The organism is Rhodanobacter sp. UC4451_H18 (genome assembly GCF_052978225.1).
Genome location: NZ_CM129663.1, coordinates 2,314,349 through 2,326,593 on the forward strand (window position 1 = coordinate 2,314,349; position 12,245 = coordinate 2,326,593).

The 12,245-nt window shown below is 66.9% G+C and carries 10 protein-coding genes; 6 read left to right on the top strand and 4 right to left on the bottom strand.

Features of this window, described 5'->3' with window-relative positions; all coding sequences use genetic code 11:
* Nucleotides 1–19: 19 nt before the first annotated feature.
* Together ACVCMG_RS10480 and rbsK are read left to right on the top strand one after the other, a co-directional pair.
* The gene (locus tag ACVCMG_RS10480; protein ID WP_395120770.1) at nucleotides 20–652 is read left to right on the top strand and encodes a hypothetical protein; all 633 of its coding nucleotides are present in this window, start codon (nucleotides 20–22) and stop codon (nucleotides 650–652) included.
* Between the two features lie 184 nt (nucleotides 653–836).
* Nucleotides 837–1,721: a ribokinase gene (gene rbsK / locus ACVCMG_RS10485; RefSeq protein WP_447114074.1), complete on the top strand. Its 885-nt coding sequence runs from the start codon at nucleotides 837–839 to the stop codon at nucleotides 1,719–1,721.
* 13 nt (nucleotides 1,722–1,734) lie between these two features.
* Here rbsK and mnmE read toward each other — a convergent pair whose 3' ends face one another.
* From mnmE to rpmH, 4 genes are all read right to left on the bottom strand, one after another.
* The gene (gene mnmE, locus ACVCMG_RS10490) at nucleotides 1,735–3,081 is read right to left on the bottom strand and encodes a tRNA uridine-5-carboxymethylaminomethyl(34) synthesis GTPase MnmE (protein WP_447114075.1); all 1,347 of its coding nucleotides are present in this window, start codon (nucleotides 3,079–3,081) and stop codon (nucleotides 1,735–1,737) included.
* 128 nt (nucleotides 3,082–3,209) lie between these two features.
* Nucleotides 3,210–4,952: a membrane protein insertase YidC gene (yidC, locus tag ACVCMG_RS10495; RefSeq protein ID WP_447114076.1), complete on the bottom strand. Its 1,743-nt coding sequence runs from the start codon at nucleotides 4,950–4,952 to the stop codon at nucleotides 3,210–3,212.
* 62 nt (nucleotides 4,953–5,014) lie between these two features.
* Nucleotides 5,015–5,419 (bottom strand): ribonuclease P protein component, encoded by a 405-nt coding sequence (gene rnpA, locus ACVCMG_RS10500; RefSeq protein WP_395120766.1) that lies wholly within the window; start codon nucleotides 5,417–5,419, stop codon nucleotides 5,015–5,017.
* 14 nt (nucleotides 5,420–5,433) lie between these two features.
* Nucleotides 5,434–5,568 carry a 50S ribosomal protein L34 gene (gene rpmH, locus ACVCMG_RS10505; RefSeq protein ID WP_007809828.1) on the bottom strand — a complete coding sequence of 45 codons (135 nt, stop codon included), beginning with the start codon at nucleotides 5,566–5,568 and terminating at the stop codon, nucleotides 5,434–5,436.
* A 188-nt stretch (nucleotides 5,569–5,756) separates the two neighbouring features.
* Here rpmH and dnaA point away from each other — a divergent pair, with 188 nt between their 5' ends.
* From dnaA to gyrB, 4 genes are all read left to right on the top strand, one after another.
* On the top strand, nucleotides 5,757–7,091 hold the full coding sequence (dnaA, locus tag ACVCMG_RS10510; RefSeq protein WP_447114077.1) for a chromosomal replication initiator protein DnaA: 1,335 nt from the start codon (nucleotides 5,757–5,759) through the stop codon (nucleotides 7,089–7,091).
* Nucleotides 7,092–7,359: 268 nt separating this feature from the next.
* Complete coding sequence (dnaN, locus tag ACVCMG_RS10515) at nucleotides 7,360–8,460, top strand: DNA polymerase III subunit beta (RefSeq protein ID WP_395120764.1); 1,101 nt, start codon at nucleotides 7,360–7,362, stop codon at nucleotides 8,458–8,460.
* Nucleotides 8,461–8,556: 96 nt separating this feature from the next.
* Nucleotides 8,557–9,639: a DNA replication/repair protein RecF gene (recF, locus tag ACVCMG_RS10520; RefSeq protein ID WP_447114078.1), complete on the top strand. Its 1,083-nt coding sequence runs from the start codon at nucleotides 8,557–8,559 to the stop codon at nucleotides 9,637–9,639.
* A 97-nt stretch (nucleotides 9,640–9,736) separates the two neighbouring features.
* The gene (gyrB, locus tag ACVCMG_RS10525; RefSeq protein WP_395120762.1) at nucleotides 9,737–12,184 is read left to right on the top strand and encodes a DNA topoisomerase (ATP-hydrolyzing) subunit B; all 2,448 of its coding nucleotides are present in this window, start codon (nucleotides 9,737–9,739) and stop codon (nucleotides 12,182–12,184) included.
* The last annotated feature ends 61 nt before the right edge of the window (nucleotides 12,185–12,245 follow it).

Sequence of the window (12,245 nt, forward strand, 5' to 3'; positions counted from 1 at the left end):
ATCACCCCGATCTGCTAAAATGGACATCGTGAACAACGTTATCGAACTGAAAAACACCGGCCAGCGCGCCCAGTTGCGCGAGGCGCAACAGAAACAGACGCTGATCCGGTTGTGGCGTGAAGACCTCGAACACGGCAGCTTCTGCGGTTACGTGGGCGGGGTGGGGCGGGAGTTCTTCCTGCTCTGGGTGGTCGGCGACGGCATCACCTACGACGGCATGTACGTGATGCGGCACCGCGACATCTCCGAGCTCGAAGCACCCGACAAGCACCATGCCTTCTTCGAGAAGGCGCTGGCGCTCAAGCACATCCTGCCGCGGATGCCGCGCGGCTTCCCGCTGGACAGCATCCGCGAGGTGGTCCAGGCCGCCGGCGCCCAGGCACCGGTGATCGGCGTGCACGTGGACAGCGAGGACGAGTCCGAGGTCTGCTACATCGGCCGGCTGGTCAGCGTCGAGGACGACGGCTTCTACATGCAGGAACTCAGCCCGGACGCGGAGTGGATGCGCGAGGTCTCGTTCTTCAGCTGGGACGAGGTCTCCACCATCAGCATGGAAGACAGCTACGCCCAATCCCTGCTGGCTGTGGCCGGCCCCGCCCCGGCCCTGCTGCCCGGCGATGCCAGCGGCCTCGGTCGCGCGCCCTCGCCCTGAACCCCTCCTCCCGTAGGAGCCCGCTTGCGGGCGATGCCTTTTTGGCCGGGAATCGGGAATCGCAAAAGCATTAAGAGCATCGCCCGCGAGCGGGCTCCTGCGGGGTCGCGGTCGCACCCAACTCGTCGCGCCAACGGGTAAGCTTTCGGATTCATCCTGAAAGCCCGTCCGCCGTGGAGCACGCATGAGCCGCATCGTCGTCGTCGGCAGCATCAACATGGATCTGGTCACCCAGGCGCCGCGCTTCGTCGGCCCCGGCGAGACCATCCTCGGCGAACGCTTCCTCACCGTGCCCGGCGGCAAGGGCGCCAACCAGGCGGTTGCTGCCGCGCGGCTGGGCGCCGAGGTAGCCCTGGTCGGCGCGCTCGGCCGCGACGCCTTCGGCGACCAGCTGCACGCCGGCCTCGCCGCCGAACACGTCGACCTGACCCACGTCGCGCGCCTCGACGACAGCGCCAGCGGCACCGCCTCGATCACCGTCGCCGGCGGCGAGAACCAGATCATCGTGGTGCCCGCCGCCAACACTCGCGTCACGCCCGCCCACGTCGAAGCCGCGCGTTCGCTGCTCGAACGGGCCGACGCCGTGCTGGTGCAGATGGAAATCCCGCTGGAAACCGTCGAAGCCACCGTGCGCCTGGGCCACCGCCTCGGGGTGCCGGTGATCCTCAATCCTGCCCCCGCGCAAAAACTGCCCATCGACTGGCTCAAACTCGCCCGCTACGTCACCCCGAACCAGCACGAGCTGGCGATCCTGCTCGGCGCCGATCCCACCGAAGACTTCAAGGCGCTGATGCAACGCGCCCCATGCCCGGTCGTGCTCACCCGCGGCGGCGAAGGCGCCTGGTATCGCGAACAGGGCGAACCGCTGCACCAGCCCGGCTTCAAGGTCGAGGTGGTCGACAGCACCGGCGCCGGAGACACCTTCAACGCGACGCTGGCGGTGTTCCTGAAAGAAGGCCTGGCCGCAGCGGTACGCAAGGCCTGCGCGGCCGCCGCGCTGTCGGTGACGAAGCTGGGCGCGCAGGGCGGCATGCCCACCGGGCGCGAGCTGGACAGGTTCCTCGCGTAGCGGCCCCGACGGGCTATTTGCCGATGCAGAACGAACTGAAGATCGCGCCCAGCAGGTCGTCGCTGCTGTAGTGGCCGGTGATTTCGCCCAGCGCGTGCTGGGCCTGGCGCAATTCCTCGGCAGCAAGTTCGCCGGCGCGGGTGGTGGCAAGGATGGCGGCGGTGCGATCGAGATGGTCGCGCACGGACTGGAGGGCGAGCACGTGGCGGCGTCTGGCGCTGAAGGCGCCTTCGCCGCTGCCGGCGCCGGCGACGTGCTTGAGGTGGTCGCGCAGGAGATCGAGGCCGTCGCCGGTTCTGGCAGAGGCCCATAACCAGTAGACGCTTTCGCGCCATTCGTCATGCGCGGCGAGGCCGTCGCGGTCGATCTTGTTGACCAGCACGATGCGCTCTACCTGGGACGGCAACGCGGCGAAGAAGGCGAGGTCGGCGCCGGCGTGCGCGGCGTCGGTGACCAGCAGGGCAACGTCGGCGCGTTGCAGTTCGCCGTGGGCGCGGCGCACGCCTTCGCGTTCGACTTCGTCTTCCGTATCGCGCAGGCCGGCGGTGTCGGCCAGTTCCAGCACGATGCCGTCGAGGCTCAGGCTTTCGCGCAGCACGTCGCGGGTGGTGCCGGCGATCGGGGTGACGATGGCACGGTCGCTGCCGGCCAGCGCGTTGAGCAGGCTGGATTTGCCGGCGTTGGGGCGGCCGATGATGGCCACCTTGAGTCCGTCGTTCAGGCGCACGCCGCGTTGCGCTTCACGCAGCAGGTCGGCCAGTTCGCGGCGCAGCTTGGCGAGTTGCGCGGTGATGGCGGGGTCGGCGAGGAAGTCGATTTCCTCTTCGGGGAAATCAATCGCCGCCTCGATGTGCACGCGCAGCGCGATCAGCGCTTGCAGCAGCGCGCCGACCTTGCGCGAGAACACGCCTTCCATCGATTGCAGCGCGGCCCGCGCACCGGCCTGCGAGCGGGCAGCGATCAGGTCGGCGACGGCTTCGGCCTGGGCCAGGTCGAGCTTGCCGTTGAGGAATGCGCGTTCGGTGAACTCGCCTGGGCGCGCCAGTCGCGCGCCAAGTTCGCAGCAGCGGCGCAGCAATGCGTCCAGCAGCACGGCGCTGCCGTGGCCCTGCAGCTCCAGCACATGTTCGCCGGTGTAGGAGGCGGGGGCGGGAAAGTAGAGCAGCAAGCCGCGGTCGATCAGTTCGCCGGCGCCATCGCGAAACGCGGCGAAGTGGGCATGGCGAGGTTGCGGTGCGCGGCCGAGCAGGGTTTGCGCGATGGCTGGCGCGGCGGGACCGGAGACGCGCAACACGCCGACGCCGGCCGCGCCGGGGGCGCTGGCGATGGCGGCGATGGTGTCGGTGGTCTCGGTGGTCATGGGTGGACTTTACAGGGCGGTGCGAGTCGGGATGGATGCGATGTCCTTCGACTCCGCCGCGACGCCAGAAACGAAACAGCCGCGACGGTCGCCCGGTCGCGGCTGTCGGTTGCCCGTTCGGCGAAGAGCTACGCCGCCTTGGCCCTGGCCTCGCCTTCGCGATCGATGTGGTGGGTCACCCACCACTGCTGGCCCAGCCCGACCAGGCCGTTGACCGCGTAGTACAGGCACAGGCCGGCGGGGAAGAAGGCGAACATCACGGTGAACAGCAGCGGCATCACCTTCATCATCTTCGCCTGGGTCGGGTCCATGCCCGCGGCGACGGGGTTCAGCCACTGAGTACCGAGCATCACGATGGCGTAGATGATCGGCAGGATGTAGAACGGATCGGGCGCGCTGAGGTCGGGGATCCACAGGAACGGCGCGTGGCGCAGCTCCAGGCTGTACTCGAGCACGAAGAACAGGCCGTAGAACACCGGCAGCGTGATCAGCACCGGCAGGCAGCCGCCCATCGGGTTGACCTTCTCCTTCTTGTACAGCTCCATGGTGGCTTGCTGCATCTTCTGGCGGTCGTCGCCGTAACGCTCCTTCAGCGCCTGCAGCCGCGGCGTCAGCTTGCGCATGCGCGCGCTGGAGCGGTACTGCATCGCGGTGAGCTTCCAGGTCAGGCCCTTGATCAGCAGCACCAGCAGGATGATCGCCACACCCCAGTTCCTGGTGATCGCGTGGAACTGCGACAGGATCCAGTGCATCGGCACGGCGATGGCCTTGAACATGCCGTAGTCGATGGTGAGGTCGAGCCCGGGAGCGATCGCATCGAGCGTGCCCTGCCGGTTCGGGCCCACGTACAACCGCGCTTCGGTGGTCAGGCTCTGCCCGGCGGCCACGTTCAGCGTCGGGCTCATCGTGCGGATCAGGTAGCGCGGGTGGGCGCTGTCCGGATCGATGGTCTGGGTGACGTAGTGGTTGGTCTGGCTGGCCGGCGGAATCCACGCGGTGACGAAGTACAGTCGCAGCATCGCCGCCCAGCCGCCCTTGATCTCGCTGTCGAGCGCGTCTTTCTTCTCGCCGAAATCCTTGAAGCCGAGCTTCTCGAACTTCTCGCCGGTGTACCAGGCCGCACCGATGAAGCTGCGCTGCTCGGGATCGGTGTAATGGCTGAACCAGCTGGACGGTTTGGGCGGCGCGATCCGCTGCAGTTGCTGGTAGGCGTTGCCCTGCCACGGCGTGTTGCCGCCGTTGTCGATGCGCTGGCTCAGGCCCACCACGTAGCTGCCGCGTTTGAAGGTGTAGGTCTTGGTGACCGCCAGGCCGGCGGCGTCGCGCCAGGTCAGCGCGACCTGGAGTTCGTCCTGGCCCGGCGCCAGGGTGTAGCTGGTCTTCTCGCTGTGGAACAGCGCCAGGTGGTTGGGCTGGTCGGCCGGCGCGGTGTCGCTGCTGCTGACCAGGCCGTTCTGCGCCACGAAGTAATGCGTGGGGCTGTTGTCCAGCAGCACGACGGGCGGCGGGGTGGGGTTCTTGTGGGTCGGCGCCTGCTGCGGGTAGGCCAGCAGTTCGGCGTGCACCAGGCTGCCGCCGCGGGTGTCGATCGTGAGGTGCAGGACGTCGGTGTCGACCGTGATCAGCTGCGCGCTCGCGGGTGCCGATGGCTCATGGGTGGCGACGGTTGCCGCCGTGCTCGAAGGCGCGGCGCTCGACGCGACCGCCATCGCGGCGGGCACGCTGCCGTCCGCCGACGTCGGGACGGCCTGGCTGACGGTGGCTGCAGGGGTCGGCGCCGGCTTGGGTGCGTGGTCGTTTTCCCAGGCCATGAACAGCAAATAGGCCACGGCCAGCAGGGCAAACAGGAGGAAGTTGCGCGTTTGATTCATCGCGTAGCAGATCCGGGTAACGCCACGACTCGAGGGTCTCGCCGCGGAAGCTTGGAAAAAGGTCAGCGCTCGATTGTGGGGGGACCGTCGATTCGCTTCAATGGTTCGGCCGGGTCAGCCGCGCGGGCCGGCAGCTTTTGCCACAGGGCTTCCAGCTCGCCCAGCAACTCCGGCCCGGGCACGCCGGCGGCCTGTTCGCGCGCCATCACCATCAGGTCGATCGCGGGAAGGCGGTGGCGCACGCGCCGGAACGACTCGCGCACCAGACGCTTGATCCGGTTGCGCTCCACTGCGCGCTTGGACACCCGCTTGGAAATGGCCAGGCCCAGCCGCGCGCCGCCCAGCTCGTTGTCGCGATAGCGCAAATGAAAACAGCGGCCGCCTGCGCGTCCGCTGCTGTTTCGCAAGGCGGCGAATTCACCGGGCCGACGCAGCCGCGCCTCGCGCGGCAGACCGGCGCTGGACATCACGCCGCGCCCGATTACGGGATCAGGCGCTTGCGGCCCTTGGCGCGACGGGCGTTGATCACCTTGCGGCCGTCGGCGGTGGCCATGCGTGCGCGAAAACCGTGGGTACGGGCGCGCTTGAGCTTGCTGGGCTGGAAGGTCCGCTTCATGGGTTGCTCCGAAGGGAATGTGAGTAAAAGGTTGGAGAGTATGTCCGGTTGGGGCCGCGGCTGTCAAATCGCGCCAGCTCGCGCCTTGCGCGACGCGGCGACGGTGCCGGTCCGGCACCGCGGGGGCTGCTGCTAGACTAGCCCATCACCCTGCGCGCAAGCGCCCCAAGTCGTGGTTGATCGAATTCATGAGTGATCTGTGGCGGCGCTGCCTTGAGCGTCTGGAAGGCGATCTGAGCGCCGAAGACCTGCACACCTGGCTGATGCCGCTGCAGGCGCGTGACGATGCCGACGGCTTGCAGCTGTTCGCCCCCAACTCCTACACGCTGGACACGGTGCGCCAGCGCTACCTGGCGCAAATCGAGCAGGTACTGGGGCAGCTGGCTGGCCGCGCCATGCCGGTGCGGCTGGAGGTGGGTTCCAGTGTACGTCGGGCGGAGCCGGTCAAATCGGCAGCAGCCACGCCCACCCGGCCCGCCCCTGCGGCGGCGACGCAGGCGTTCCACCACAATCTCGACCCGCATTACACCTTCGAAACCTTCGTCGAGGGCAAGTCCAACCAGCTCGGCAAGGCCGCCGCGATGCAGGTGGCCACCAATCCGGGGCGCGCGTACAACCCGCTGCTGCTGTATGGCGGCACCGGCTTGGGCAAGACCCACCTGATGCACGCCGCCGGCAACCTGATGCTGGAGCGCAACCCGGGTTGCAAGGTGATGTGCCTGAACTCGGAGCAGTTCGTCGGCTCGATGATCGAAGCCTTGCGCGCCAAGAGCATGGACGAGTTCAAGCGCCGCTTCCGTTCGGTCGACGCGCTGCTGATCGACGACATCCAGTTCTTCGCGGGCAAGGACACCACGCAGGAGGAATTCTTCCACACCTTCAACGCGTTGTTCGAGTCCAAGCAGCAGATCATCCTCACCTGCGACCGTTATCCCAAGGAAGTGGACAAGCTGGAGCCGCGCCTGAAGTCGCGCCTGGGCTGGGGCCTGAGCGTGGCGATCGAACCGCCGGATTTCGAGACGCGCGCGGCAATTTTGCTGTCCAAGGCACACGACAAGAGCGTAGCCATGGACGAGAGCGTGGCGATGCTGCTGGCCAAGCGCATCCGCTCCAACGTGCGCGACCTGGAAGGCGCGCTCAACACGCTGGCGGCGCGTGCCAACTTCTACGGGCGGCCCATCACCACCGATTTTGCCGAGGAGACCCTGCGCGACCTGCTGGCCACGCACGCCCAGGCGGTCACTATCGCCAACATCCAGAAGATCACCGCCGAATACTTCAACGTGCGCCTGCAGGACCTGCTCTCCAAGCGGCGCGTGCGCTCGCTGGCGCGGCCGCGGCAGATCGCGATGACCTTGTCCAAGGAACTGACCGAGCACAGCCTGCCCGAGATCGGCGAGGCGTTCGGCGGGCGTGACCACACCACGGTGATGCACGCCTGCAAGACGATCCGCAAGTTCCTCGAAACCGACGTGCGCATGCGCCAGGACTGGGAACAGTTGATCCGCACGCTCACCGGTTGACGCGCGCGCGGGCGGGCCTGCGCGCCGGGAATGCGCGAGAATGCGGGGCAAGTTGGGGCCAAGCTGTGGATAATGGGTGGATGAATGGACCTGCCAGGTTATCCACAAGTCATGCACTGCCTGGCCGGCCCCCACTGCACACCGCAAATAGACCGTAACAAGTTGATTTTGCTGACAAAAACCAACAAAAACCGGTTCTCCACAAGTACAACAACAGCCACTACACTTCTTTTCAAAAGAAAGAACAGCAGGTAAAGGGAAGCCCACCATGCAATTCAGCATCCAACGTGAAGCTCTGCTCAAGCCGCTGCAACAGGTAGTGGGTGTGGTCGAACGGCGCCAGACGCTGCCGGTACTGGCCAACTTGCTGTTCAAGGTGGCAGACGGTCAGGTCTCGCTTACCGGTACCGACCTGGAAGTCGAGATGATCGCGGTCACCGAGGCGGAGAAGCTCGCCGACGGCGAGATCACCATCCCGGCCCGAAAGCTGTTCGACATCGTGCGCGCATTGCCCGACGGCGCCCATATCGAGCTGAAGTTGAACGGTGACCGCGTGGCACTGCACGCCGGACGCAGCCGGTTCACGCTGACCACGCTGCCGGCCAGCGAATTTCCCACGGTGGACCAGATCGAGGTGGTCGAGAAGGTCAACCTGCCGGAGGAGGTGCTGCGCGACCTGATGGAGCGCACGGCGTTCGCCATGGCCAACCAGGACGTGCGCTACTACCTCAACGGCATGCTGCTGGACCTGCAGGAACACAGCCTGCGCTGCGTGGCCACCGACGGCCATCGCCTGGCGATGAAGCAGACGGAGCTGCAGAGCTCGGTGAGCACCCGCCGCCAGATCATCATCCCGCGCAAGGGCGTCAACGAGCTGATCGGCCTGCTGGAAGGCGGTGACGGCGAGGTGGAGCTGGAGTTCGGCCGCAACCATCTGCGCGTGCGCCGAGGCAATGTCACCTTCACGTCGAAGCTGATCGACGGTCGCTTCCCGGATTACGAGGCGGTGATTCCGCTGGGTGCGGACAAGACCGCCACGCTGGACCGCGAAGTTCTGCGGGGGGCGCTGCAGCGCGCAGCGATCCTGTCGAACGAGAAATACCGCGGCGTGCGGCTCGAACTGTCGCCAGGCAAGCTGCGCATCGTGGCGCACAACCCGGAACAGGAAGAAGCCGTGGAGGAGGTCGAGGCCGACACCCATGTCTCCGACCTGGCGGTGGGCTTCAACGTGGGTTACCTGCTCGATGCCCTCGCGGCCCTGCGCGGCGACAAGGCGCGCTTGAGCCTGCGCGATGCGCAGTCCAGTTGCCTGGTGCAGGAGCACGACAACGAGCAGGCGCGCCATGTGATCATGCCGCTGCGGCTCTGACGCGGCTCTCGTGGTCGTTGCGATCAGGCGTCGTCACCAGCAGCGCCGGGGTCTCCGCAGGGAGCCCCGGCGTTGTCGTCTGGGGTGTCGGTCCGCATGAGGCTGGAACAGTTGCGTATCTGCGGCTTGCGCTGCCTGACCGATGTCAGCCTGGCGCTGGACCCGGCAATCAACGTGTTCATCGGCGACAACGGTGCCGGCAAGACCAGCGTGCTGGAGGCCGCTTTTCTGCTTTCGCACGCACGCTCGTTTCGTTCCGGCGCGCGCGAGGCGCTGGTGCAGCGGGGCATGGCGCAACTGGCCTTATTTGCCGAGGTGCGCCACCGCGATGAGTCTGATGTCGAACGCTTGGGGCTGGGGCGTTCGGGCACGCGCTGGGAGGCGCGTATCAACGGCGAGGCCGCGTCGATCGGCGAGCTGGTGCAAGCCTGCGCGGTGGTCTGCTTCGAGCCTGGCTCACACGCGCTGATCGCCGGCCCGGCCGAGGAGCGTCGGCGCTATCTCGATTGGGGCGTGTTCCACGTGGAACAGGATTTCCTGGCGCTGTGGCGGCGCTGCCAGCGCGCGCTGAAGCAGCGCAACAGCTTGCTGCGCGCGGGAGTGACGCCGTCGGATGACCTGTGCGAACCGTGGGAACGGGAGCTTTCGCAGGCCGCAGAACGCATCGACTTGCAGCGCCGCGCTTACCTGGACCGCTTGCGACCTTGCCTCGAAGTCAGCATGGCGGCCTTGCTGCCGGAGTTGGGTGCGATGGAACTGCGCTACCGCCGTGGCTGGTCGGACGAGCTGCCGCTTGCCGATCAGCTGGCGACGCAGCGCGGCCGGGATCAGGCGCGGGGGCACACCAGCCTGGGTCCACACCGCGCCGATTGGACGCTTTCTTTCGAACGGGCCCCGCTGCGCGAGCACCTGTCGCGCGGCCAGGAGAAGCTCGCTGCGCTGGCCTGCGTATTGGCGCAAGCTACCCTGTATGCACAGGAACATGGCGACTGGCCGGTGGTGTGCCTGGACGACCTTGCCTCCGAGCTGGACCAGTCGCACCAAGCGGCTGTGGTGGCCGAACTGCAGGACGTCCACGCCCAGGTGCTGCTGACCGGCACCGAATTGCCGCCGGCGTTGCAGGCGACCTCCGCACGCGTGTTCCACGTGGAACAAGGCCAGATAGCGCGCCTGCTATAATCGAAGGGTTGCACCTTTCGCAGGTTGCATAACCCTTGCCCGGCCGATCACGGCGCCGCGTCGGGCCGGGTCGCTGGCGCCAGGAAACGACCTCCGCATGAACGAACCCCTCAACGAATCCCACTACGATTCGAGCAACATCAAGGTACTCAAGGGCCTCGAGGCGGTGCGCAAGCGCCCCGGCATGTACATCGGCGATACCGATGACGGCACCGGCCTGCACCACATGGTGTTCGAGGTCGTCGACAACTCGATCGACGAAGCCCTGGCCGGCTACTGCGACAGGGTTGTGGTCATGATCCACGAGGATGGTTCGGTCAGCGTCGCCGACAACGGTCGTGGCATCCCGGTCGACATGCACCCGGAGGAGCACCGCTCCACCGCCGAGGTGGTGATGACGGTGCTGCATGCCGGCGGCAAGTTCGACGCCAACTCCTACAAGGTTTCCGGCGGCCTGCACGGCGTGGGCGTTTCCGTGGTGAACGCGCTCAGCGACCACCTGTGGCTGACCATCCACCGCGACGGCCATGAATACCTGCAGGAATACTCGCTCGGCGAGCCGCTGTTCCCGCTGAAGGAGGTCGGCCCGTCGGACAAGCGCGGCACTGCCGTTCGTTTTCTGCCCAGCCCGGCCACCTTCACCAGCAACATCGACTTCCACTACGAGATCCTCGCCAAGCGCCTGCGCGAGCTGGCCTTCCTCAACTCCGGCGTCACCATCGAGCTGAAAGACGAGCGCGGGGAAGGGCGCTCGGACACGTTTGCGTACGAGGGCGGCATCCGCTCCTTCGTGCAGCACCTGTCCCAGATGAAGACCCCGCTGCACCCGAACGTGATCAGCCTGACCGCAGAGCAGGACGGCATCGTGGTGGAGGTGGCGATGCAGTGGACCGACTCGTACAACGAGACGATGTTCTGCTTCACCAACAACATCCCGCAGCGCGACGGCGGCACCCACCTCACCGGCTTCCGCGCCGCGCTGACCCGCTCGCTGCAGAACTACATCGAGAAGGAAGGCCTGGCCAAGAACGCCAAGGTCGCCCTGTCCGGCGACGACATGCGCGAGGGCATGATCGCGGTACTGTCGGTCAAGGTGCCCGATCCGAAGTTCTCCTCGCAGACCAAGGACAAGCTGGTCTCCTCCGAGGTCAAGACGGTGGTGGAGCAGGTCGTCAACGAGAAGCTTGGCGAATTCCTGCTGGAGCACCCGAACGAAGCCAAGGCGATCGCCTCCAAGGTGGTCGACGCCGCCCGTGCCCGCGAAGCCGCCCGCAAGGCGCGCGAGATGACCCGGCGCAAGGGCGCGCTGGACATCGCCGGCCTGCCCGGCAAGCTGGCCGACTGCCAGGAGAAGGATCCGGCGCTGTGCGAACTGTTCCTGGTCGAGGGTGACTCCGCCGGCGGTTCGGCCAAGCAGGGCCGCAATCGCAGGACCCAGGCGGTGCTGCCGCTCAAGGGCAAGATCCTCAACGTCGAGAAGGCGCGCTTCGACCGCATGCTCGCCTCGGCCGAGGTAGGCACCCTGATCACCGCGCTCGGCACCGGCATCGGCAAGGACGAGTACAACCCCGACAAACTGCGCTATCACCGCATCATCCTGATGACCGATGCCGACGTCGACGGCTCGCACATCCGCACCCTGCTGCTGACCTTCTTCTACCGCCAGATGCCCGAGCTGATCGAGCGCGGCCACATCTACATCGGCCTGCCCCCGCTGTACAAGGTGAAGCAGGGCAAGCAGGAGCTGTACATCAAGGACGACACTGCGCTGAACGACTACCTGATCTCCAGCGCGGTGGACAACGCTGCGCTGGAGTACAGCCCCGAGGCGCCGCCCATCACCGGCGAGGCGCTGGAAAAGCTGCTGCGCGGCTACCAGAGCGCGCTGGACCAGATCGCCCGACTGGCACATCGCTTCGACCCCGCGGTGCTCACCGCGATGCTGGAGCATCCGCCGCTGGTGCCGGCGCTGTGGGCCGATGCCGAGGCCATGCAGGGTTGGCTGGACGCCGTGACGCTCAAGCTCAGCGCGAGCGGGCTGGGCAAGCCGCATTACACGTTGCGCCTGCGACCGGCACACGCCGACGCCGCCGGCGCGGCGCAGCCGGCGGCCATCGAGGTGATCCGCGAGCAGCATGGGCTCAGCCACACCTGGTTCCTGCCGCAGCCGTTCTTCGGCAGCGCCGAGTTCCGTCCGATCCTGGCGATCAGCCAGCAGATCGCCGGCCTGGTCCAGCCCGATGCAGTGGTGCGCCGGGGCAATGCTTCGCGCGGCATCCTCCGCTTCGTCGACGCCCGCAACTGGTTGCTGGAGGAGGCCAAGAAGGGGCGCAGCATCCAGCGCTTCAAGGGCCTGGGCGAAATGAACCCGGAGCAGCTGTGGGATACCACGGTCAACCCGGAAACCCGCCGCATGCTGCAGGTCGGCATCGAGGATGCGATCGTCGCCGACCAGATGTTCTCCATGCTGATGGGCGAGGCGGTCGAGCCGCGGCGCGATTTCATCGAGGCCAACGCGCTCAAGGTTGCCAACTTGGATATCTGACGAGGCACCACCGGCGCCGGCCGTGACGTGGCAGGCGCCGGCAGCCGGTGATCGCCGACCG